Here is a 24,353-nt window from a genome sequence, read left to right on the forward strand (position 1 = left end):
ATATGTGCGGAATTGTTGGTGGCATTGCTGAACGTAGCATTACAGATATTTTAATTGAAGGTTTAAAGCGTCTTGAATACCGTGGTTACGATTCAGCAGGCGTTGCATTGGTCGATCAAGGTCACATTTTACGTGAACGCCGTGTCGGTAAAGTTGCCAATTTGGCAAATGCAGTGTCTGAATCAAAAATTGTAGGTTCACTTGGTATTGCACATACCCGTTGGGCGACTCACGGGAAACCGACTGAAAATAATGCCCATCCGCATATTTCAGGTACTGTAGCTGTCGTTCATAACGGTATTATTGAAAATTATCAAGAACTCAAAGATGACCTTGAAGCGCTTGGTTATGTATTCACATCACAAACTGATACAGAAGTTGTTGCACATTTAGTTAATGATGCACTGAAAACAACACCTGATTTAATGAAAGCTGTTGAACAAGTTGTTCCACAACTTAAAGGTGCTTATGCACTCGGTATTGTGCATACAAATCATCCTGATGAACTCATTGCTGTACGTGAAGGTTCACCACTTGTGATTGGTGTGGGTATTGGTGAGAACTTTATTAGTTCCGATCAATTGGCTTTATTGCCTGTAACCAACCGTTTTATATACCTTGAAGAAGGTGATATTGCACGTATTACTCGTTCAAGTATTGATGTTTATGTCAACGGTCAAGCGGTTGAACGTCCAATTAAAGAATTAGATGCTACTGTCAGCAATGCTTCAAAAGGTGAATATAAGCATTACATGCTCAAAGAAATTTACGAGCAACCTGAAGCAATTCAGCAAACCATCTCTCAAGCACTCAATGGTAATGCTCTACGTGATGATTTCTTGAAAAATGCTGAAATTGATTTTACCAATATTCAACAAGTACAAATTTTAGCCTGTGGTACAAGTTATCATTCAGGCATGATTGCAAAATATTGGCTAGAACAACTCATTAATCTACCTTGCCAAGTAGAAATTGCAAGTGAATTCCGTTATCGCTCACCTGTGATTGTGGCAAATACATTATATCTATGTATTTCTCAATCTGGTGAAACGGCCGATACCCTTGCAGCACTCCGTGATACGCAAAAACGTGCCGCTGAAAAGAATCTATCGATCAGCACCATGGCAATTTGTAACGTAGCAACTTCGTCAATGATTCGTGAAACTGATCACCACTTATTGACACTTGCAGGTCCTGAAATTGGTGTTGCATCGACTAAAGCATTCACCACTCAGCTTGCAGCGCTGATGTTATTGGCATTGAAAATTGGTCAAGTAAAGCAAAGTATTTCGACTGAGCATTTAACAGATATTGCAGCAGCTTTGTGGCATACACCAAAAGTAATTTTGGATACTTTACAGCAAGATAAAGACATTTTACGTTTATCTGAACTGTTCAAAGAAAAGCAACATTGCTTATTTTTAGGTCGTGGTACACAGTTCCCAATTGCTTTGGAAGGTGCATTGAAACTGAAAGAAATTTCATATATTCATGCAGAAGGTTATGCAGCAGGTGAATTGAAACACGGTCCATTGGCATTGGTTGACAATGACATGCCTGTGGTGATTCTTGCACCAAATGATGACATGCTCGAAAAATTAAAATCGAACATGGAAGAAGTTCAAGCTCGTGGTGGTGAACTATTTGTTTTTGCAGATGAAAATAGCGGAATCAAGGAAAAAGATCGTCAGCATATGGTCAATATCCCAACTGTCGATAATTGGTTAGCGCCAATTGTGTACAGTATTCCTGTTCAGCTTTTGTCTTACCATGTTGCGGTTCTTCGTGGTACTGATGTGGATCAACCACGTAACTTGGCAAAATCTGTAACTGTTGAGTAATCAAATGCTTAATAAGATGTGTAGCATATAATCACGCTACCCTAGTTAAAAATAGTCAACCTTAGCGTTGGCTATTTTTATTTCAAAATCAGTCAATCAGAATCTGATTGACGCTGTTTAAGCTGTACTTTTAAAATTTTCCCTACAGCAATAATCGTTTGACGATCCGAATCCAAAGCGCCATATAACAGTGCCATTTCCCTCATCTCTAGAGTAATATCATAATGTGGATAGGATGCATTGCGATGAAATAATCGAGCATCAATATTCATATTCTGTGCAAAGATATGTAATTCTTCAAGTGTATCTGCCATCAAATGACACCACAGCTTCTCTTTAAACTGTACACGGGCACGATCTACATAAACTGCCACAAAAAGATTTCCTTAAAATGTAAAATGCTTGAATCATCAATATTTTAAATCCTAAATGCAACTAATCAATATTGAATCCTTGTTGTAAATTGGAATCATCGCATACAAAAAAGAGAGCCGTAGCTCTTTTAATGATTCAAATTTTTAAGATTGATCTTCCTTCATATTATCCGCTTTCGCTGCCCAATAAGTTGCCAAAGCAGGCCCTGAAATATTGTGCCATAAACTAAAAATTGCACTCGGTACAGCCGTCACGGGAGATGTGGCAAAATGCAATGCTGCAAGCGTCACACCTAAACCTGAATTTTGCATACCGACTTCAATCGAAACGGCTTTGGCATCGGCATAAGGTAGTTTAAACAAACGACTTGCCCAATAACCAAGTAGAAAACCCAAGCCATTGTGCAACATCACTACGCCTAAAATTAGTAAGCCTGATTGCAAAATAGAAGCTTTACTTGCCGCAATAATTGCAGCCACAATTAAAACAATCGCAATCACTGAAATCAGTGGCATTACCTGAATATATTGTTCTGTTTTTTGCTTAAAGAATGTTCTGAGCATTACCCCTAAAATAATCGGGAAAATCACCACTTTTAAAATATCAATAAACATTGAACCTGCATCAATCGGAATCCATTGACTTGCCAACACATAGAAAATAGCGGGTGTTAATACAGGTGCAAGAAATGTCGATACAGAAGTACAGGCGACAGAAAGTGCGGTATTGGCTTTTGCCATATAAGCAATCACATTAGATGCTGTACCTCCTGGGCAACAACCGACAAGAAGTACACCGACAGCAATTTCAGCAGGCAATTGGAAAATTTGACATAGCGCATAAGCCAGCCCTGGCATAATCACAAACTGCGCCACCACGCCAATAAAAACTGCCTTTGGACTTTGCAGCACGCCCTTAAAATCATCCACTGTCATGGTCATACCCATTCCAAGCATAATAATCCCAAGTACCCAAGGAATGTAGGCTTTCATCCATACAAAAGCTGAAGGAAAACACAACGCAATAAAAGCAAAAAATACGACCCAAAGTGCAAAGGTTTTTTGTATAAATTGACTGAATTTTAAAATAACCGACATCAGTGACTCGCTGCAAAAATATCTTGTGCAACCACGCGTTTCACGCCAGATGCCAACATGTTTTGCCATGCATGTTGCAATGAACCTTGTAAATCAATGGCTTTGGTTGCATCTGCAATCACATAAGATTTAAAGCCCTTTTTTGCTGCGTCTATTGCTGTCCATGCCACACAAAAATCAGTTGCAATCCCAACAATATAAACCGTATCAACCCCTCGTTCTTTTAAATACCCAGCCAAACCTGTTGATGTTTGATGATCGGCTTCCATAAATGCCGAATAACTGTCAATTTCAGAATGAAAACCTTTACGAATAATCAATTGCGCACGAGGAATATTCAAATCAGGATGAAAATCAGCATCATGTGTGCCTTGTACACAGTGCGATGGCCACAAAACTTGTGTTCCATAATTCAATTCAACAGTATCAAATGGATCTTTCCCAGCATGATTTTCTGCAAAAGAAATATGGTTTTCAGGATGCCAATCTTGTGTCAGAACAATATTATCGAAATGCGTTGCAAGCTGATTAATCTTTGGAATAATTTGATCGGCATGAGCCACAGCCAAATGACCTCCAGGTGTAAATCCGTTCTGTACATCCACCACAATTAAAGCGCTATTGCATTGCATTTTTATCGTCCTTTTTTCAATCTTCGTCTTTGAACATACTATATATTGACACTCAGTATCTAAGCCTTTGCAAAAAAATAAAATGACTGATTTTCATAACAAAATAATAGTTAGGCAAATCTTGAATGAGTCGTGCTGAAAAACGAGAATAAATCCGAGCTTTTCATGCTATTGATGCATAAAAAAAGTAACTTAATTTATTTTTGAATGTAACGTAGTTGTTGATCTTGCATATTAAACTTAGCAATCAACTTTTTTGGGCTCAATACATCTCTCCTCAAGTGAAGCCTTATTCTTATTGTTCGTATGTGATTAAAACCTTTTTGCAAGTAATTATAAAGAACTTATCTATATGTCACATTCAATCATTGATTGTAACAACAATATTTGTCGCAAAAAAAAATCAACATTAAAAAGCCTGCAATTGCAGGCTCCCTTTTTTTGATATTGTATATTTAGATCATATTAATCAGCTTCTAAACGGCGGGTTAACAACACCATAATAATCGCTGAAATCACAATACATGGAATGGCTGCTGAAACCACACCAGCAGCCCCGCTACCCATTGCTAAAAGTTGCCCAGCAATTGCAGGTCCCATCATCGCACCAATACGACCTACTGCTGATGCTGCACCCACACCTTGACCACGTAAATGAGTCGGGTAAACAAAGCTACCAAATGCATAAAGTACACCCTGTCCACCAATGGTGAATGTACCCATAATGGCTGCTGCAACAAACATCATGTTTAATGTTGATGCGCCATTTAAACTAAATAAACCAATTAAAATACCCACATACATTAAAATAATCACATAGGCTTTCTTCCAACGGTCAATTAGCATACCTAATGTCACTGTACCGATTGCAGCACCAATTTGGAAATATACCATTGCCATACTGCCGTCTTTACGTGTAAATCCTAGCTCGGTGAAGAGTGATGGTAACCAACTCAGCATGATGTAAACCACCATCAAAGTGAAGAAATAGCTCACCCAAAGTAACAATGTACGTGGTGCATATTCACGGCTGAATAAGTCTTTGTACGATAATTCTTTTTTCTCTATCGATGCTTCTTTTTGTACTTTTAAAAATTCACGAGATTCCGGCAAAAACTTGATCATTAACGGTACCACGATCAATGGCACAAGACCGCCCACATAAAAAATCGTTTTCCAACTGCTCGCCATATCTGATGATGCAAGCTGTGCTGCAAGTAGCGAGACAATAATGGCACCTACAGGCATACCGCAATACATCAAACCCACTGCACGACCTCGATTTTTCACCGATACCGATTCTGATGCAAGTGCGATCAGATTCGGCATTGCCGCACCCAATCCTGCACCAGCTAAAAAGCGCACCAATAATAATGAATAGAAACTATTCACCCAAACCGTACATAAGGTAAAAAAAGCGAAAATTGTCACTGAAGCAATCAGTACTTTTTTACGACCAATCTGGTCGGCATAACGACCACCAATCAATGCACCTGGCAGTAATCCTAAAATACCCGCACTAAAAAATAGTCCGAGCTGTGAAGCATCTAATGCAAAATATTCTTTAATTCCTGCTGCCGCAACCCCTGCCGCTTGAATATCGATTCCTTCGATAACTGCAATTAAAAAACAAATCAACACGGTAGTCGTGGCGTGTTTTTTATCGCTTGAAGTCAGGGTTTCATTCATCCTAAAAATCCTTTTGATATAGCCGGAAAATAGCAACGCATCATCGCTTACTCTTTAGCGACAAATAACTATCAAAAAGTGTTAGAAAAAATGAGTTTTATCGTTTAAAAATTTTACTGCCTAATCTAAAGTGCCTCATTATTTAGCCAAAAAACCAATAACTAAATGTAAAACTTGAGTAAAACACTCAGAAATATATATGTTTATCAGAGTCTATTCTCAATCTATAAGAAGATTCAACGATGGCTTATATCATTTAAAACGATCAATAACCTATTAAAAGCCCTTGCCTTTGTTTAAATTTTAATAGCCTTTGTGTATTGCATCATCTTTTTAAGCTCTTATTTTCTACACTTTTTTAGATAAATGGTGATACCTTCTATGAAGCAATTCAAAAATAGGCTTGCATAGATATTGAACGAGACTTTTCAGGACTCAATGTAGCGCGTAAATAGCATGTTTTAAATTTTGAATACTTCTTTATGAAAACTATTTGTTGCTTTTTATAAAGTTTTTTCATGCTTTGACTAAAGCATATTGTTCTAAAAGACTGAATCAGTCATAATTTGCATAAGCATTATTCAATCAATGTCGATTGATTTACGCCCAAATCAAAAAACTGCAACCATTCCTGCTCGGTGACTGAACACTCAGTGGATGGTCAAATAGGATTTTTTTCAAAATGACTCAGCAAGCACAGATTATTCAAGGCTCAATTGTCGCACTCGTCACCCCTATGTTTGAAGATGGCAGCGTAGATTGGAAGGGTCTAGAAAAGCTCGTTGAGTGGCACATTGCACAAGGCACAAACAGCATTGTTGCTGTAGGCACAACGGGTGAAGCATCAACACTCAATATGGCAGAACACACACAAGTCATTAAAGAAGTGATTCGTGTTGCCAATAAGCGTATTCCGATTATTGCAGGTACGGGTGCAAACTCAACACATGAAGCGATTGAACTGACCAAAGAAGCAAAAGAACTTGGTGCAGATGCAGCGCTTCTTGTAACGCCTTATTATAATAAACCGACCCAAGAAGGTCTGTTCCAACACTATAAAGCAATTGCTGAAGCTGTCGATTTACCTATTATTTTATATAATGTACCAGGTCGCACAGGTGTTGACATGCTCAACGAAACTGTCATTCGTCTAGCAAGTGTTCCTCATATTGTCGGCATCAAAGATGCAACAGGTGATGTACCTCGTGGTCAAGAGCTCCTTGAGGGTTTAAAAGGTACAGACATGATTGTTTATTCGGGTGATGATGCAACTGCACGTGAACTGATTGAGCTTGGTGCAAAAGGCAACATTTCAGTTACAGCAAATATTGCGCCTAAAATCATGAGTGATTTATGTGCGGCAGCATTAGAAGGCAACCATGAACTTGCTGTTCAATATGATCAGCAAGTTGCAAAATTAAACAATATTCTATTTTGTGAATCGAACCCAATTCCCGTCAAATGGGCACTTCACGAAATGGAATTAATTGGCACAGGCATTCGTCTACCATTAACTCCGCTTGCAGAACAATACCGTACGCCTTTGCGTGAAGAACTCAAAGCAGCTGGTATCATTTAATAAGAGCTTAGCATTATGCAATTACGTTTTGGTTTAACCCTTGCCCTTTCAGCTTTAAGTTTAGCGGGTTGTAGTTCAATTGGCATCAAAAATGGCTCTTTAGATTATAAAGATACAACCACTTTAGCACCGCTTAAATATCCTGAAGGTTCAATGGTTAGACCTGCAACGCCTTTGTATCCAGCACCTATTGTTGAGCAAATGGCGATTGATAATGCACCAAAGTTCGAAAATAAACGTGGTAACCGCTTTGAAGTGCCACGTCCAGACGATGCAAGTGTAAAAGTAGTTGCTCAAAGCAGTGAAAGCTCTGCAGAAGCAGGTCGCCCTCAAATTTTAACTGATGGAAATGCAAATCCGTTGATCAAAATTGATGGAAATTCTGCTACAATTTGGCAGTACACACTTGCCACACTCAGCAGCTTGAATCATACCGTTGTTGGCCAAAGCAAAAATGCTTATGAAGCAACTGTCAAAGTCGACAAAAAAACGTATGTCCTCAAACTCACTTCAGTGGGCGCTAGCAATAACCTTGCGGTGTTCAATACCGATAACAGTTTTGCCGACAAAGAAGTCGCTGTAGAATTGTTAACCCAGATTTACCAAAACTGGCCAGCCTAGTCGTTCTAGGCAATTTTTTTTGCAAAAGGTTCCCCCATGTTAAAACAAACCTTGCTCTATACTGGTAAAGCGAAATCTGTTTATGAAACTGATAGCGCAGATCATCTTATTTTGGTTTTCCGTGATGATGCTTCAGCATTCAACGGTGAAAAAATAGAGCAACTGGATCGTAAAGGTAAGGTGAATAACCGTTTTAACGCCTTTATTATGGAAAAATTGGCAGCAGCAGGTATTGAAACTCATTTTGAGAAACTGCTTTCGCCAACAGAAGTGTTAGTGAAGAAGTTAGCAATGATTCCTGTTGAATGTGTAATGCGTAACTACGCTGCAGGTTCATTGTGCCGTCGCTTAGGTGTTGAAGAAGGTTTAGAGCTTACACCTCCAACATTTGAATTATTCTTCAAGGATGATGCTTTAGGCGATCCTATGGTGAATGAATCTCAAGCGATTGCACTTGGCTGGGCAAATGCTGAGCAATTGGCTCAAATGAAAGAATTAACTCAAAAAGTTAATGTTGTACTTAAAGACTTATTTGCTCAAGGCAACATGCTTCTTGTAGACTTCAAACTTGAATTTGGTGTGTTCCATGACCGTATCGTTTTGGGTGATGAATTCTCTCCAGACGGTTGCCGTTTATGGGATAAAGATACCAAGAAAAAACTCGACAAAGACCGTTTCCGTCAAGGTTTAGGTGGTGTTGTTGAAGCTTATGAAGAAGTTGCTACACGTATTGGTGTAGATCTTTCAGATATATAATTTATTTATAGAAATTAGATACTGAAACTCCTAAAAAACCGAGCTAAATAGCTCGGTTTTTTGTTGAAGTATATTTAGTTCACAATCATTTTAATCGGCTGACTATATAAATAATACGTATTCTGCGCATCTATTTGATATGAATAACCCGCTACAACATAAGCTGTACCTTTATCTGTAAAAATGAGTTGACCATTTTCAACTTTATGATTTGGTGAACCTTTTAGTACAATAAAATGTGTTGCCAGTGCTTTCAACATTGCACCATTCTGTGCTTTTAAACTCAATGGAATCGCACTCGCCTGCCCGACTTTCATATTCATTTGAGTATTCGCCTGAACATCAACAATCCAATTTGAATACTTGTGAATATCATTGGTGGTTACGCCGTTTAAACCAGCAATATACAACTGTTTAAAAGTCGTATCATTTAAATTCCATGGCCAAAAACTTACACCACGCTGCTGTGCTTCATTAAAAATATTGACCAAATCTGCACGATACGATGGATGATACGATGCAACATATTTTTGAGCATCGGCGAGCAAATACTTCACATTGGCCGATTTATTCGCTGCATTTGGTAGACTACCGACTAAAACCCCTGCCGATACATGATTCATATTGGTTTTGACTTGCTGAATTTGATCGCGATTAAATGATGTTGTGACCACTTGATCGACCACATCATATTTTGTAATTTCAGCCTTTAAAGCTTGAACCAATGTCGGTTGACTACTCTTAATTTCAATCATCAACACAGTATTTTTATTTTTTTTCAGCCAAATAAAATATTCTGCTAAAGTCGGTACGTGATAATTTTTATGTGAGGTTCGTAATTGCTGAACTTCAGCAAGCGTCATTTCTTCAATTTTCCCTGTACCTTTGGTCGTACGGTTCACCGTATTATCATGCATCACTACAAGATGTTGATCTTTGGTCAGATAAATATCATTTTCAATAATATCTGCACCCAACGTCACAGCATGTGTAGCACTTTCAAGTGTATTTTCATCCTCAAGACTCGGTACACCACGATGCCCAATAATCAAAGGTCGGCGTAATAAAGTATTTTTAGGAAATTTTTTTAAAACTTCAGCATAAATATTGCTGTTTTGGCTCAAAATACCATTAACGCCTGTAGTTAAAATTGTGGCAGCCTGTACATGATCTGTGACATTTTGCTTCGTCCATACGGTCATTAACCGACGTTGCAAATAACTCACACTCGGTTTATCAAGCCCCTGTGCAGGTAAGATCATAATTTTGCTATATGCTGCATTGGTTTTCACTACAAGTTCCGCTAAATTTTCAGGACGTTTTTTAGATGAACGATACTGACTTAAATCAAGTGCGGTACGCAGAGCAGGTAGCTTTTGATGTGCTTCTACTAAAATCTGTGCGTCTTTTGAAATCAAAGTGATATCAGATAAATCATCTTCTGGTACAAATTGTTTTAAAGCATCAATTGTTCGTATATCAGCAATATCGAATGCAAAGATTTTATTTTTGGGTCTTGTTTCTAAAAGTGATTTAAGATCACCAATTACTTTACCTGTAGCATCTAAAACACGTAATTTGTTATCAAGTTGATAATAGTATTGATTTGCTTGTGTGAATGATGCTGATGTTGCCTTTACATCGCCTATACCACTTTGAATAAGTGTTGGCGGTGCTGACAATTGAAATGCTGTATTTTGAATGGCGGATGCACTGGTTTTCAGTTCTGAAAGTGCAGCATTTTGCTCAGAGATGCTAATTTTACGAATCTTCATGATAATGCCCGTAGCAGATAAACCAATATCCCCTCGTAAATGCTGCTGATCAATTTCGACATCTTGCATCAACTGACCATTTAGATAATGTTGTACTCGATTACCATGTACCACAATACTGGCTTGATAGCTCTGCCCTTCTTTAAGTGTTTGACCTGATTTCGCCTCAATAACATTCCATTGCCCGTTACTTTTACGATTACCAAACTCCGTACCATTTTTTGCAGTTACATCGCTACGTACTGTAAATTGATAGTAAGTATTTGGGATAATGCCTTGAGTCGTCACAACATCGTACATCACACTACCCCAACGAGAGCTGTTTAATGGCTGATCAAGACTAAACTCAACATCGATACGGTAGTTCTGTTGTTGCTCTAAACTAGATGGCAACAAAATTGAAGTCGGTTGTATGTCATTCGCTCGACCATCAATTTGTAAAACACCATTTTGAATACTGATATTTCCAGGATTATTACCTGGAATACGCCACTGCTGTGGCAAAGTCTGTTGCTGAACAAAATCAACTTGATACAATATTTTTGTTGTATTCTCTGTAAGATTTTCAGTTTGTTCTAATGATCTATTTTTATGAATTTCTACTGCTTGGCTAAATGGAGAAAAAAAGAAAATACAGCCAAATAATGCAGATGAGAGTAATGAAATTTTCATAATTTTATGTTCATTGCAGCATGATTTTTACGACATGGCACAATGATCTAGCGATAGAAAGAATATGCATATTCTAAACCTTTTTCAGTGAACTCACATCCAATTAAAAGATTTAGAATTGCATTTTAGCCGATCAAATTATTGTTGTTGCTGACTTTGCTGCCATCTACGCTGTTGTAATTTTTCACCTTCGACTTCACGTTTATTACGTGCCGATTCATATAACTTGGTACCTTTAAGTTCAGGCGGTAAATATTCTTGCGTAACAAAATTTTCAGAATAATTATGCGGATAAAGATAATCAACACCATACCCCTGATCTTTCATCAGCTTGGTTGGTGCATTTCTTAAATGCAAAGGTACAGGTAAATTTGCTGTACGTTCAGCAAGTTCCATCGCTTTATTGATTGCCAAATAGGTACTGTTACTTTTAGCACTCGTCGCCAAATAGACTGCACATTGCCCTAAAATAATTCGACATTCAGGCATACCAATCGCTTGTACTGAGCGGAAGCATTCACCTGCAAGTAACAATGCATTTGGATTTGAATTACCAATATCTTCTGATGCCGCTACTAACATACGACGTGCAATAAAGACAGGATCTTCACCACCTTTAAGCATACGTGCCATCCAATACAACGCTGCATCAGGGTCACTGCCTCGAATGGATTTAATCAATGCCGATACCAAATCATAGTGCTGTTCACCTGACTTATCATAGCGGGCAATATTTTGCTGTGCGACTTTAACGACTTTGGCATTGGTGATGATATTTTCAACATCAGGCTCAAAAGTACTTGCAATCAAATCGAGTAAATTTAAAGCCTTACGTGCATCACCTGCTGCAAATTGCACAATGGCATCAAACTCTTCAAACTGCACAAATTTTTCTTGTAAAAACTTGTCTTGTTGAATCGCTCGGGTGAGTAAATCTTGAATCGCATCATTGCTCAAAGCATTCAAGCTATACACCTGACAGCGTGATAATAATGCACTGTTGACTTCAAAGGATGGATTTTCTGTCGTTGCACCAATTAGGGTGATTTTGCCCTTTTCTACTGCATTCAGTAACGCATCTTGTTGTGATTTATTAAAGCGATGAATTTCATCAATAAATACTACAGGCGTGAGTAGGTCACCACTTTCTGCAATAATTTCACGTAGCTCTTTTACACCAGTATTAAGTGCAGAAAGGCTGACAAAAGGTCGATCAACCGCTTGAGCCAAGAGCAAGGCAATGGTGGTTTTACCTACGCCTGGCGACCCCCAAAAAATAATCGAAGGTAAATGCCCTTGATCAATCATTTGACGTAAAGGTGCCTGATCACCCAATAAATGATCCTGCCCGATAATTTCGGACAAATCACGGGGACGCAGTCGTTCAGGAAGTGGAATTTGTGTATCAGACATAAGACTTATGATTATAAATTGAGGCTGTTCTTAGTCTACTATGGAAAGCCTCAAACAACATATAAAAGCCAATATTTTTAAATAAGTGGATTATTAAAATAATGCTCAACGTACCCATTTTACAATGTATTCATCAATCTCTTCAGGATCAATCTCAGCCTCTGAAATACAGCGCCCTGCAACCGATTTTCGAGCTTTAATGACGTTATGGCGTGAACCTGTAATGAGATGATGCCAAGTTGGTAAACTCTTACCCTCATTGACTCTACGATATGCACAACTATTTGGTAGCCAATGAATATTTTGTAATTTTTCAGATGTCAATTGAATACAGTCAGGAACATGCTGCATACGGTTTGGATAATCTGAACAATGCCCTGTTGTGCAATCAAGTAATTTACACGCCACTTTGGTATAGGCAATCTCATTAGTTTCATCATCTTCCAATTTGATTAAGCAACATTGCCCACAACCATCACACAAAGCCTCCCATTCCACTTGTGTCAGCTGCTCAAGCGTATAGTTTTTCCAAAACTCTGTGCGCAATTCATTGCTCATTTCAATTGATTTTCCAAGCCTTTAGATCAATTATAACAGTTCTAAGCTTTGAATTTGATCTTACAAATATCAACTTCAAATACTCTTGTTACACTTCTACAGCTTGCTCACATGAGTACAACATAAATTCACACGCTTAAAATTACATCACACCTATACTAAATTTAATCGATAAAAAAGAAGGAGAAGAGTATGTTCCGTTGGGCTATTATTTTCGCCATTATTGCACTTGTTGCGAGTCTATTTGGCTTCGGTGGTGTCGCAGGTATGTCGAAAGACTTTGCTGTCATTTTATTGGTTATTGCTGTCATTTTAGCCATAGTTGGATTTTTATTTAAGGGTCGTGCCTAAAAAAATTATGTGCTAAACATACAATAACTTAGTTTATATAAGAAGAAGGCTATATGCCTTCTTTTTTAATTTCAAATATATAGCTCAATAGTTATCAGGGTGCTTAAGAAATATAATTTCTCACATTTCAATTGTTAATATTGGCAACAAAGTCATTTTAAAAGTATATTTTTATGATTTAATCGAGCTATTCCCTCATCTTTATAAGGATTTAATGCATGACTCTTGCCATCCAAACACGTGAAGTGGTTTATCAAGACAAAGATGGTCATCAACTGATCGGTTATTTCGCTGCACCTGAAAATGCACAAGCTGTTGCAGGCGTACTTGTTTCACCTGAGTGGTGGGGCCGCAATGAATATACCGAACAACGTGCACGTGAACTTGCAGAACATGGTTATGCAGCCATTGCGATTGATATGTATGGTGATAAAAAAGTCACAACAGATGCATCTCAAGCCTATGCATGGATGATGGATACATTTAAAAACGCCAATACTATTGTTGATCGTGCAACTGCTGCACTCGAAATATTGGCAGCACAGCCTGAAGTCGATTCAAATCGTGTGGCGGCGATTGGCTTTTGCTATGGTGGTAAAGTCATTTTAGATCTTGCACGTTCAGGTGCACCGCTAAAAGCTGTTGCCACATTCCATGCAAATTTGAGCGCTCAATCTCCTGCTGAAAAAGGCAAAGTTCAAGCTGAAATTTTAGTATTACACGGCGAACAAGACAGCATGGTGTCTTTAAATGATGTAGAAGGATTTAAACAAGAAATGACTCAAGCTGAAGTGACTCATCGTGTCACTATTTTAAAAGATGCGAAACATGGTTTCAGTAATCCACTTGCTGATGAACGTGCTCAAGCCAATAATGTCGATTTGGGTTATAACGCGGCAGCGGAAAAGCAAAGTTTGCAAGAAATGTATGCTCTACTACAACGTAAACTTGCTTAAAATAAATGAACGAAAAGATCATCTTTTTAGCTTTACGACATACGGTAAAGCCATTCAAGATGGCATTAATACTTAGAGGAAAATATCATGACTGACAAAAAATGCCCTTATTGCGAATTTGATGAATATGACATCATTGCGAAAAATGAGTATGGCGTTATTTTGCCTGAACTGAGTCCAATCTCGAAAGGACATTCAGTTATTATTCCACTACGCCATGTCGATTCTTTTTTTGAAGTTACTGAGAAAGAACGTAAAAGTCTATCTTCACTTCTTGAGCTTGCACGCAATGAATTGAAAATCCGTCATCAACCTGAAGGTTTCCATATTGCATTTAATGATGGCAATGTCTTTGGTGATGATCAAGCTGAGCACTTCCACATTCACATTATTCCACGCTATAAAAACGAACCATTAAAATTGGATCAACGTTGGGGTATTACAGCTTAACGTTTATTTTGAAATGATAAAGACGTTTCGGCGTCTTTTTTATTATCCATCATATTGCATCCTCTTTCAGTGCTATTCTTCGCTATACTGCTCTCGTCTTTTCCCATCTTTAATTCTTCTGAGTCCTATGTCTTCATTTTCTTTTTCTGATGCGCTCTTAACATGGTTCGATGTACATGGACGCCATGATTTACCATGGCAAGTGGCAGATGATCCTTACAAAGTTTGGGTTTCAGAAATTATGTTACAGCAGACTCAAGTCAAAACAGTTTTACAATATTTCCAAAAATTTATAGATCGTTTTCCAACAGTCGATGATCTTGGTAAAGCATCATGGGATGATGTCGCTCCCTATTGGGCAGGGCTTGGTTACTATGCTCGTGCTCGAAATTTACACAAATCCGCAGGTATTGTGCATCAAACAGGAAGTTTTCCAAAGACATTAGAAGAGTGGATCGCATTACCTGGCGTAGGACCTTCCACAGGTGGGGCACTAATGTCACTCGGACTACGGAAATATGGTGTAATTATGGATGGTAATGTAAAACGAGTACTTGCCCGTTTTCATGCCATTGAAGATGATTTGAGTAAGCCAATACATGAACGTGCAATGTGGCAACTTGCAGAAAGTCTTTGCCCAACTGAGCGTAACCATGACTATACTCAGGCGATTATGGATTTAGGTGCAACCATTTGCACACCGAAAAAACCACTGTGTCTATACTGCCCAATGCAACAGCATTGCAAAGCACATGCACAAGGACTCGAAACTGAATTACCGTTTAAAAAAGCTAAAAAGCCTGTACCTATCAGATATGCTAAAGTTTTATTGATCGAGTCAGAAGGACAATGGTTATGGCAGCAACGTCCGAGTAGTGGCTTATGGGGTGGTTTATGGAGTTTGCCTATTATTGAAAATGACATTGAGTTTGATCAAATTTGCCAAAGCTTAAAACTCATTTCTAAAACAAAATCTATGCAAATTTCACATAGCTTCACCCATTTTACGTGGATTCTCACGGCACAAATATTCAAAGTTGAAGCAGAGGAAAAAGAGTATTTATTAAGTGAATTGGATGGCGAATGGTTATCGCCACAAAAAGCTACACAAATGGGCATTCCTACAGCGATGAAAAAATTGATCTCTGCTGTTGATCTATGACATAGTCGGATACGAGCTAAAAATAACTCATACTTATAACGTCAAATTCACTTGATTAAATGATCTCATCATTTTTAATAATAGGATTACCTGTGTCCCGCTTATTGTCCTTGAGCCTGCTTGGTTTTATGCTCACCCTACTTAGTGCCTGTACCACAGCACCTAAAAAACAAATTCCAATAACATTACCGACAGAAACAGTGTTACAGCTTAAAGCGAGTCCTATGCCAAAGAAGCTACCTATTCCTGTCGATGGCATTAAAACCAGCCAACTCAGTGATACTTGGGGAGCATCACGCAGTCAGGGACGTAGCCATGAAGGTATTGACATTATGGCTCCACGTGGAACAAAAGTGTTGAGTAGCACCAATGGCATAATCACAAGTTTGAAAAGCAATAATTTGGGTGGCATAGTCATTTGGATGATGGGACCTGCGGGGACATATCATTATTATGCGCATCTCGATGGACACAAACGGGGTCTAAAAGAAGGTGACTATGTTAAAAAAGGCGCATTGATTGGTTATGTCGGTAATACAGGAAATGCAAGACACACTGCCCCTCATTTGCACTATGGATTATACTTAGAGGGTAAAGGGCGTGGTGCGGTTAATCCCTATCTCTATTTACGTTAATTTTTTAAAATCAGGAATTACATTTCATGTCAGAAGCTTTCATTGAGCGCATGGTTACATTTGCAGAATCAGGCAATCAGCAAAAAATTGTACTGAATGATCAAACGCATCAAGGTTGGATTATGGAAATTTCTGAAGATTCCCTCTTGATCAGTACAGGATTTGCAGATAAAACAGGTAAAGATATTTGGATTAAATTCACAGATTTAGAACAAGCACAATTATCCTATTGGGATAATCAAACAGATCAATGGGCAGATTTCAAAATCTAAATACTCTGCCCAACTTATAGCGGAGTATACTTCATGACAACCCAACGCTGTGGATGGTGCTCCGATGATCCACTCTATATCGCTTACCATGATTATGAATGGGGTATCCCAAATCATAATGAACAACATCTATTTGAAATGCTATGTCTTGAGGGGCAACAAGCTGGACTTTCTTGGATTACTGTACTAAAAAAACGTGAGCGTTATCGTGAACATTTCTTTCAGCATTCGATTCTACACATTGCCCAACTGACCGATCAACACCTTGAATATAAATTACAGGATGCAGGTATTATCAGGCATATTGGTAAACTCAAAGCCATTCGGGATAATGCCATTGCTTGGGAAAATATGAAAGCTCAAGGTATTAATATGGTCGATTGGTTATGGAGTTTTGTAGAAAGTGCACCAAAACTTAATGATGTCCCCAATTATAAACAAGCGCCTGCACAAACTGAAATAAGTCAAAAGCTATCCAAAACACTGAAAAAAAATGGCTTTAAATTTGTCGGACCAACAACCTGTTATGCTTTTATGCAAGCCGTAGGTATGGTTAATGACCATGAAAATAGCTGTACATTTCGCTAATCACCCATTCAAAAACGATAAAATCTTTCTTCTATAAGGAATGACACAATGACAAACAATACAATCAATGCTTATGCAGCACACAGTGCAGGCGCAGAACTTGTTCCTTACCAATTTGATGCTGGCGAATTACAAGCTCATCAAGTTGAAGTCGAGGTTGAATACTGTGGACTTTGCCATTCTGATGTTTCAGTAATTAATAATGAATGGGGCAATGCAGTTTATCCAGTTGTTGGCGGTCATGAAATTATCGGTATCATCACTCAACTAGGGTCAGAAGCGAAAGGTTTGAAAGTTGGGCAACGCGTTGGAATTGGTTGGACTGCGGAAAGTTGTCAGTACTGTGACCCATGTGTCAGTGGTCAGCAAGTACTTTGTACAGGAGAGAAGAAAGCGACTATTGTAGGTCATGCAGGTGGTTTTGCAGATAAAGTTCGTGCAGGTTGGCAATGGATTATTCCTCTTCCTAATGACTTAGATCCTGAAAGTGCTGGCCCATTACTATGTGGCGGAATCACCGTATTTGACCCTATTTTAAAACATCAAATTTCAGCCATTCACCATGTCGGTGTAATTGGCATTGGTGGTTTAGGTCATATGGCGATTAAACTACTTAAAGCATGGGGCTGTGAAATTACTGCATTTACTTCAAGCCTAGACAAGACCGATGAACTCAAAGCTATGGGGGCAGACCATGTCGTCAATAGCCGTGATGCAAGCGCATTAAAATCTCAACGTGGCAAATTTGATTTATTGCTGTGTACCGTGAACGTGACTTTAGATTGGAAATCGTATTTAAATACCCTAGCACCAAATGGTACTATTCACATGCTCGGTATGGTGCTTGAACCGTTAGCAATTCCTGCAGGAACACTAATTAGTGGTGCAAAATCAGTTACGGGCTCTCCTACTGGCTCTCCATTTGCACTACGTCAACTTTTACAATTTGCAGCACGTAAAAATATCGCACCACAAATTGAGCTGTATCCGATGTCAAAAATTAATGATGCCTTGGAACGTCTACATTCAGGTCAGGCACGTTATCGAATTGTGTTAAAAGCTGATTTTTAATAAACCGTACTAATCTCTTTAATCGCTATCGGAAGCGATAATTTTTTACTTACTTTTTCTGTTCAATAGAATCCATCCCAACCTCCCTTTAAAAAAGGGAGGAGATGTCCTAATCTAATATTAAACAGATTCGTAATATTCCCCTCTTTTTAAAGATGAGTAGCAAAGCTACGCAAGAAGGAAAATCTTTAAGCCACATTTTCCACGTCTAACTCCCCTCTTACCCAATCTGCCAACAACACAAGCGCATCTTTAATTTCATCTGACAACTCATGCCCTGCATTTAAACGAATACAATTGTTATAACGATTGTCCTCGCCAAAAATTAAACCCGGAACGATATTAATACTGTGCTCTTGTGCAAAATAATACAGTGCCAAACTATCAATTTGCTCAGGAAACTGTAACCACAATGCATAACTGCCCTGCGGTTCATTTAAACGAATATCGACATCATAAAAAGCAGAATGAATAAATTGACGATACTGCTCCACCTGCACCATCAATTTAGGACGTAACTCAGTGAGATGTTGACGATAAGCTCGACTAAAAATTAAATCGGCAAGTCCCAATTGTAGCGGTGTATTTACCGATATATTCTGCAACATTAACTTGGCATGTAAATGTTGCAAGCGCGATGGTAGGCAAAACCATCCCACTCGATACGCAGGTGATAAAGATTTAGAAATCGAACTACAATAAATCACATAACCATCTTGATCCCAATATTTGATTGGCAATGGACGCTTTGCATTGAAACTACATTCTGCATAAATATCATCTTCAATCACATAGCATTGATATTTTGAAGCAAGTTGAGCAATTTTTTCTTTCTCTGCGTTGCTCAGACAGAAACCTAAAGGATTCTGAAAATTGGCCGTTAATAGACATACTTTTGCGCCTGAATTTTGCATTTCCTGTTCTAATCGTTCTAGGTCAAAACCTTCAGTATTAGCAGGAATTTCAACAATTTTTCGGTTCAATAAAGCTAATAATTGCAACTGACCATTATAGTTAGGGGTTGGAACAATAATACTGTCACCTTCATTACTCACATTTTGTACCATGATGGATAATGCAGGCATACAGCCATTGCTGATATAAATATCATCCTTAGCAATATAAAAGCCATCTTCAGCCCAATGCACTGACAAAGCTTCACGTAACTGTGAATGACCTTGCCGATTGTTATATAAAAAGTCTTCAGGTTTACAATGCTTTAAAGCACGTTGAATAGAACGTCTAATTGCCTCGACAGGTACTAGATTTGGGGACAGTTGAATTGAACCTAAATGAACTAAGCGACTGTTGGCTGAAGCTTCATGGATTTGTATTTGTAAATCCAAGTTAGAAATATCACGGGCATGCGATTTAAAATCGGGATGATTCGGTACAGCAATTTGCGGTTTTTGCGTAAGAGATTGTACAAAGTAACCTGATTTTTCTTTGGCATAAATCAAGCCTTGCGCTTCAAGTAATTCATAGCAACTTTTTGCAGTATTCAAACTAGTACTTTGCAACTCAGCAAACTGCCGTAAAGAACTAAGTTTTTGCCCAACAATCAATTCACCGCTATAAATTTTCTGTGCAACCTGCTCTGCTAATACCTGATATTGAAATGCCATATCTGTACCCAAATTTTAATAATAGTTGTATCTGTATCTATTAAACTAACAGATTTATTCTTCTTTTACAGTTAGTTTTTAAATCCAATTGATTTAAAAGGAGAAAAATGATGAGAATGATCGTACTTGCTTGCATCGCTTTTGGGCTGACAGCCTGCCAACCTCAACAGGTCAACAAAGCTGCACAACAACAGCATTTCATTTGTAAATCATTGATTGAAGGTTTTTTAAAAACACAAAAATTAGGTGAATATCAGCTGAATCATTTGCAACCCACTTTGCATCAAACGGCAGCTAAACGTGAATATACTTACCAAGCAAGCGCTGATCACTCAATGAAAATTAACATGCCATCACAGCAAAATTTAAAGTTTGAATGTCTACAAAAAACTGCTGAGCAATTCGATATTCAATTAGTCAATCCACAACAAACCCAAAACCAAACTTTACTGAGTTTAAGTTTACCACCGCAAAAAACTATCGATACTTTGACAGCTTTTTCGCTAAAAACTCAATGAATAAACGGACACGTTTCGGCAAATGTTCCTGCTGATAATACACCGCATGGATGTGTTGTTCATAAATGTCTATTTGATCTTCAAACAGTGCAATTAATCGATTTTGTTTCAGATCTCGATGTACTAAAAAGGCAGATAAACACGTAATACCTAAACCATCCAATGCCATTTGTCGAACCGTTTCACCATTAGAAGCTTTAATTTTAGGACGAACTGTCAACTTTTCACCATTAATTTTGATTGGCCAAGTATTTAAATGCGATACCTTGCTAAAGCCAATTTGAGGATGATTGAGAATGTCTTGAGGCGTTTTCGGATAACCATTTTTTTCTAAATATTCAGGGCTTGCCACAAGGTATAAGCGACTTTTACACAACAATCGTGCATGTAAACTTGAATCATTCAGCTCACCAAAACGGATTGCCACATCAGTTTTATGTTCGAGTAAGTCAATCACTTGATCATTAGAGTTGAGTTCAATTTCAATATTTGGATAAAGCTGATTAAACTCAGACATTAACGGAACAATCACATGCAAGACAAATGGCGTTGCTGAATCAACTCTAATTAGCCCCGAAGTATCACCATCCGATTTGAGTAAAGCATCTTCGGCTTCATTTAAATCATGCACAATTTTTCGAGCTTTTTCTAAGAAAATATGCCCTTCTTGTGTCAATTTTAATTTTCGAGTTGTACGCTCTAACAAAGTCACATTCAGTTTAGACTCAAGGCGTTGTAATGCACGACTAACACCTGACGTTGTTTGGTCTAACTGTAATGCTGCTGCTCCAATTGAGCCACTATCAACAATATTAATAAAAGCATTTAATTCTTCTAAGGTCGATTTCATATCATCAATACAACTCGCAATAATTGATTTTTAATCAATAATATTTTGCCAATTCACCACTTTAATGGCAACAATAAAACTTGCAAAATACACTCAATCTAAAAATGAAGAATACTCATGTCACAAACGACTTCATCCCATACACCTAAAATCATCCCTGCTTTCGGTGTAGGTACATTCCGCCTATCGGGTCAAACGGTCATAGACTCTATTAAAACTGCTTTAGATATCGGTTATCGTGCAGTAGATACTGCACAAATCTACGGCAATGAAGCTGAAGTTGGACAAGCGATTGGTGAAAGTCATATTCATCGTAATGATTTATTTATCACCACAAAGATATGGACAGAGCACTATCGTGCAGACAAACTTATTCCAAGTTTAAAAGATAGTTTACAAAAATTGCGAACGGATGCGGTCAATCTCACCCTGATCCATTGGCCTGCACCGTCACTTGGAATGTCTGTAGCAGAAATGATGCAAAACCTACTTGAAGCCAAACAACAAGGTTTAACCGAGCATATTGGTATTTCAAACTTCAATATTGATTTAACACAACAAGCGATTGATGCCGTGGGTATTGAAAATATTGCCACCAATCAAATTGAACTCAGTCCTTATTTGCAAAATCATAAGCTGGTGAATTTTTTACAATCACAGCAAATTGATGTGACTTCATATATGACTTTGGCTTATGGCAAAGTATTGAATGATCCTATTTTGAGTGACATTGCCAAAAACCATCAGGCTTCAACTGCTCAAATTGTCTTAGCATGGGCATTACAAGAAGGCTTTGCTGTGATCCCTTCTTCGACAAAACGGGAACACTTAATGGCAAATTTGAAAGCACAAGATATTCAATTGCCCCATGAAGAAATTCAATTGATTCGACAACTTGAATGTAATAGACGTGAAGTAAATCCTGAAAATTTAGCACCAATTTGGGATTAGTCCGATATGAAAATTAACTTTCCCTTACTCGCCCTTGCCATTGGTGCATTTGCCATTGGTACAACAGAATTTTCTCCCATGGGATTTTTGCCACAAATTGCAGAAAATCTCAATATTTCTATTCCTACCGTGGGTATGCTCATCACTGCTTACGCACTTGGCGTGATGATTGGTGCACCAATTATGACTTTATGGTTTGGACATTTTCCGCGCCGTAAAGCTCTGATTATTTTAATGGGCATTTTTACACTAGGTAATCTTTTTGCGGCAATTGCTCCCAATTATTGGGGCTTAATGGGCGCACGAATTTTCACCAGTTTAAACCACGGCGCATTTTTCGGTATTGGTTCAATTGTTGCCACAAGTGTTGTACCAAAAGATAAACAAGCGAGTGCGGTTGCGATGATGTTTATGGGGCTGACTATTGCCAATATCGGTGGTGTACCTTTAGCCACATGGGTTGGACAAAATATTGGTTGGAGAATGTCTTTTGCACTGATTGCAATCTTAGGTGTCATCACCATGCTCTCTCTTTGGAAAGCACTGCCTGAGGGTGAACTCGGACAACGTCCTGATGTCAAAGCAGAACTCAAAGTTCTAACACGCTTGCCTGTAGTACTTGCATTACTTACAACGGTGATGAGTGCGGGTGCGATGTTTACCCTATACACCTATATTGCACCGAGCCTACATCATATTACCCATGCGACACCAACTGTCATTACATTCATGTTGGTTCTCATCGGCATTGGCTTTTCAATTGGCAATCATTTAGGCGGAAAGTTTGCAGATTTATCGGTATCCAAAACCCTAATTGGCTTCTTGGTTGTTTTGATGGTGATGATGTTGCTCTTTCCAATCTTAGCAAAAACGACGATTGGTGCTGCCATTGCATTGATTATTTGGGGGGCAGCAGCCTTTGCCGTAGTTCCCCCTTTACAAATGCGTGTCATGTCTGTTGCACATGAAGCACCAGGCTTAGCATCATCGGTCAATATTGGTGCTTTCAACTTAGGCAATGCCTTAGGAGCCGCGGCTGGTGGCGCAGTCCTCAGTATGAACATGAGTTATGCCATGGTTTCAACCACAGGTGCTGTCCTAACTGCAGTAGGATTAGTTTTAGTCTTTATTCAAATGAAGATGAGCAAAGAACTTGTACAATAATTCATTCACTAATGTGGCTAAACATCAAAACAAAAACCTTCAAATATGACGTTGAAGGTTTTTGTTTTAAAACGACTTAAAAATTATTTCAACATCACAGGTAAAGCGGGTAATACACTGTTCTTTGCCAATTCTGCTTTCATCTTTTGCAACATTTGATAAGGCTGATGCTCGACCAACATATTGGTCACACTTTGCGGAATTGAACCTTCAGGGTCAGCAAAACCCGTCGTAGTCACTTTAGTTTTATTACCTGCTATTTTTTGAAAAACCCAATCGCCTTCATAATTTTTTAAACGAATATAATTCGGATTTAGCGGTTTACCTGAAGCAATGGCTTTATTTTTAATGCTAATTGTACCATTGGCATCTTTAAACATTTTCCCTTTCACTACCATATCACGGTCTTTTAAGGGAAATGGAAAATCGAGCACCATATATAGAGTGAACTCTCCTTTTTTATCATCACGAGATAACACTTCAGCACGAGCCACATTGGGTACCCACTTCGGTGTATTTTGCACATCTAAAACGAGGGCAACTGCTCGCTCAATTGGTACATCATAAGTCGTTTCGCCTTTATAAGATAAAACCGTCTGACTCGGATCTTGATAAGTCCAAACTTTAATATTATTTTTATTCATACTAAGTTTAGCATTGGCAGGTAAAGCCGCCTGTGTAGTCAGGCATATTGCACTGACCACACACGCAAATAACATCACTGTTTTTTTCATTCGAAATTCTTTTCTAGA

25 protein-coding genes are annotated in these 24,353 nt (G+C 38.3%); 15 read left to right on the top strand and 10 right to left on the bottom strand.

Going from position 1 to position 24,353, the window contains the following annotated elements; translation table 11 throughout:
- Positions 1-2: 2 nt before the first annotated feature.
- Complete coding sequence (gene glmS, locus ACK2M2_RS04325) at positions 3-1,841, top strand: glutamine--fructose-6-phosphate transaminase (isomerizing) (RefSeq protein WP_419346238.1); 1,839 nt, start codon at positions 3-5, stop codon at positions 1,839-1,841.
- Positions 1,842-1,933: 92 nt separating this feature from the next.
- On the opposite strand, the gene ACK2M2_RS04330 is transcribed toward glmS, so the two are convergent.
- The 4 genes from ACK2M2_RS04330 to mhpT all read right to left on the bottom strand — a co-directional run bounded on the left by ACK2M2_RS04330 (position 1,934) and on the right by mhpT (position 5,622).
- A complete protein-coding gene (locus ACK2M2_RS04330) occupies positions 1,934-2,215 on the bottom strand; it encodes a DUF4031 domain-containing protein (protein WP_409510630.1) in 282 nt (93 codons plus the stop codon).
- Positions 2,216-2,359: 144 nt separating this feature from the next.
- Positions 2,360-3,313 (bottom strand): bile acid:sodium symporter family protein, encoded by a 954-nt coding sequence (locus tag ACK2M2_RS04335; RefSeq protein ID WP_419346240.1) that lies wholly within the window; start codon positions 3,311-3,313, stop codon positions 2,360-2,362.
- A complete protein-coding gene (gene pncA / locus ACK2M2_RS04340) occupies positions 3,313-3,945 on the bottom strand; it encodes a bifunctional nicotinamidase/pyrazinamidase (RefSeq protein ID WP_409510628.1) in 633 nt (210 codons plus the stop codon). The genes ACK2M2_RS04335 and pncA overlap by 1 nt, the downstream gene beginning before the upstream one ends.
- A 465-nt stretch (positions 3,946-4,410) precedes the next feature.
- Positions 4,411-5,622 (bottom strand): 3-(3-hydroxy-phenyl)propionate transporter MhpT, encoded by a 1,212-nt coding sequence (gene mhpT, locus ACK2M2_RS04345; protein WP_419346290.1) that lies wholly within the window; start codon positions 5,620-5,622, stop codon positions 4,411-4,413.
- A 694-nt stretch (positions 5,623-6,316) separates the two neighbouring features.
- Here mhpT and dapA point away from each other — a divergent pair.
- From dapA to purC, 3 genes are read left to right on the top strand one after another with little or no spacing between them, the layout of a single operon-like run.
- Entirely contained in the window at positions 6,317-7,213 is an 897-nt protein-coding gene (dapA, locus tag ACK2M2_RS04350; protein WP_409510627.1) for a 4-hydroxy-tetrahydrodipicolinate synthase, read from the top strand.
- 15 nt (positions 7,214-7,228) lie between these two features.
- A complete protein-coding gene (locus ACK2M2_RS04355; protein ID WP_409510626.1) occupies positions 7,229-7,834 on the top strand; it encodes a lipoprotein-34 precursor (NlpB) in 606 nt (201 codons plus the stop codon).
- A 36-nt stretch (positions 7,835-7,870) separates the two neighbouring features.
- Entirely contained in the window at positions 7,871-8,590 is a 720-nt protein-coding gene (gene purC, locus ACK2M2_RS04360) for a phosphoribosylaminoimidazolesuccinocarboxamide synthase (RefSeq protein WP_409510625.1), read from the top strand.
- Between the two features lie 74 nt (positions 8,591-8,664).
- Here the strand turns inward: purC and ACK2M2_RS04365 are convergent, their stop codons facing one another.
- From ACK2M2_RS04365 to ACK2M2_RS04375, 3 genes are all read right to left on the bottom strand, one after another.
- Complete coding sequence (locus tag ACK2M2_RS04365; protein ID WP_419346242.1) at positions 8,665-11,037, bottom strand: glycerophosphodiester phosphodiesterase family protein; 2,373 nt, start codon at positions 11,035-11,037, stop codon at positions 8,665-8,667.
- 138 nt (positions 11,038-11,175) lie between these two features.
- Positions 11,176-12,450: a replication-associated recombination protein A gene (locus ACK2M2_RS04370; protein ID WP_419346244.1), complete on the bottom strand. Its 1,275-nt coding sequence runs from the start codon at positions 12,448-12,450 to the stop codon at positions 11,176-11,178.
- A gap of 105 nt (positions 12,451-12,555) precedes the next feature.
- Positions 12,556-13,008, bottom strand: coding sequence for a YcgN family cysteine cluster protein (locus ACK2M2_RS04375; protein ID WP_419346246.1), 453 nt, complete (start codon positions 13,006-13,008; stop codon positions 12,556-12,558).
- A 192-nt stretch (positions 13,009-13,200) separates the two neighbouring features.
- Between ACK2M2_RS04375 and ACK2M2_RS04380 the strand changes: the two genes are divergently transcribed.
- From ACK2M2_RS04380 to ahr, 8 genes are all read left to right on the top strand, one after another.
- On the top strand, positions 13,201-13,359 hold the full coding sequence (locus ACK2M2_RS04380; protein WP_409510621.1) for a DUF1328 domain-containing protein: 159 nt from the start codon (positions 13,201-13,203) through the stop codon (positions 13,357-13,359).
- A gap of 218 nt (positions 13,360-13,577) precedes the next feature.
- Positions 13,578-14,315 carry a dienelactone hydrolase family protein gene (locus ACK2M2_RS04385; RefSeq protein WP_419346248.1) on the top strand — a complete coding sequence of 246 codons (738 nt, stop codon included), beginning with the start codon at positions 13,578-13,580 and terminating at the stop codon, positions 14,313-14,315.
- An 87-nt stretch (positions 14,316-14,402) separates the two neighbouring features.
- Positions 14,403-14,765 (top strand): HIT family protein, encoded by a 363-nt coding sequence (locus ACK2M2_RS04390; RefSeq protein ID WP_409510619.1) that lies wholly within the window; start codon positions 14,403-14,405, stop codon positions 14,763-14,765.
- 127 nt (positions 14,766-14,892) lie between these two features.
- Positions 14,893-15,927 carry an A/G-specific adenine glycosylase gene (mutY, locus tag ACK2M2_RS04395; RefSeq protein WP_419346250.1) on the top strand — a complete coding sequence of 345 codons (1,035 nt, stop codon included), beginning with the start codon at positions 14,893-14,895 and terminating at the stop codon, positions 15,925-15,927.
- 92 nt (positions 15,928-16,019) lie between these two features.
- Positions 16,020-16,562, top strand: coding sequence for a M23 family metallopeptidase (locus tag ACK2M2_RS04400; protein WP_419346252.1), 543 nt, complete (start codon positions 16,020-16,022; stop codon positions 16,560-16,562).
- A gap of 26 nt (positions 16,563-16,588) precedes the next feature.
- Positions 16,589-16,834, top strand: a complete 246-nt coding sequence (locus ACK2M2_RS04405) for a hypothetical protein (RefSeq protein WP_409510616.1) — start codon at positions 16,589-16,591, stop codon at positions 16,832-16,834.
- A 33-nt stretch (positions 16,835-16,867) separates the two neighbouring features.
- Positions 16,868-17,422, top strand: a complete 555-nt coding sequence (locus ACK2M2_RS04410) for a DNA-3-methyladenine glycosylase I (protein ID WP_409510615.1) — start codon at positions 16,868-16,870, stop codon at positions 17,420-17,422.
- Between the two features lie 48 nt (positions 17,423-17,470).
- Positions 17,471-18,493, top strand: coding sequence for an NADPH-dependent aldehyde reductase Ahr (ahr, locus tag ACK2M2_RS04415; RefSeq protein ID WP_409510614.1), 1,023 nt, complete (start codon positions 17,471-17,473; stop codon positions 18,491-18,493).
- A gap of 188 nt (positions 18,494-18,681) precedes the next feature.
- On the opposite strand, the gene ACK2M2_RS04420 is transcribed toward ahr, so the two are convergent.
- Positions 18,682-20,118, bottom strand: a complete 1,437-nt coding sequence (locus ACK2M2_RS04420) for a PLP-dependent aminotransferase family protein (protein WP_419346255.1) — start codon at positions 20,116-20,118, stop codon at positions 18,682-18,684.
- Between the two features lie 110 nt (positions 20,119-20,228).
- Between ACK2M2_RS04420 and ACK2M2_RS04425 the strand changes: the two genes are divergently transcribed.
- A complete protein-coding gene (locus ACK2M2_RS04425) occupies positions 20,229-20,636 on the top strand; it encodes a hypothetical protein (protein WP_419346291.1) in 408 nt (135 codons plus the stop codon).
- On the opposite strand, the gene ACK2M2_RS04430 is transcribed toward ACK2M2_RS04425, so the two are convergent.
- Entirely contained in the window at positions 20,596-21,486 is an 891-nt protein-coding gene (locus ACK2M2_RS04430; protein ID WP_409510611.1) for a LysR substrate-binding domain-containing protein, read from the bottom strand. The two genes, ACK2M2_RS04425 and ACK2M2_RS04430, sit on opposite strands and share 41 nt — an antisense overlap.
- Before the next feature lie 117 nt (positions 21,487-21,603).
- Between ACK2M2_RS04430 and dkgB the strand changes: the two genes are divergently transcribed.
- Together dkgB and ACK2M2_RS04440 are read left to right on the top strand one after the other, a co-directional pair.
- Positions 21,604-22,437: a 2,5-didehydrogluconate reductase DkgB gene (gene dkgB / locus ACK2M2_RS04435; protein ID WP_419346257.1), complete on the top strand. Its 834-nt coding sequence runs from the start codon at positions 21,604-21,606 to the stop codon at positions 22,435-22,437.
- 6 nt (positions 22,438-22,443) lie between these two features.
- Positions 22,444-23,601, top strand: coding sequence for an MFS transporter (locus ACK2M2_RS04440; protein ID WP_419346258.1), 1,158 nt, complete (start codon positions 22,444-22,446; stop codon positions 23,599-23,601).
- Between the two features lie 83 nt (positions 23,602-23,684).
- Here ACK2M2_RS04440 and ACK2M2_RS04445 read toward each other — a convergent pair whose 3' ends face one another.
- Positions 23,685-24,335, bottom strand: coding sequence for an START domain-containing protein (locus tag ACK2M2_RS04445; protein WP_419346260.1), 651 nt, complete (start codon positions 24,333-24,335; stop codon positions 23,685-23,687).
- Positions 24,336-24,353: the final 18 nt, after the last annotated feature.

This window comes from Acinetobacter sp. TY1 (assembly GCF_048551395.1).
Taxonomy (GTDB): Bacteria; Pseudomonadota; Gammaproteobacteria; order Pseudomonadales; family Moraxellaceae; genus Acinetobacter.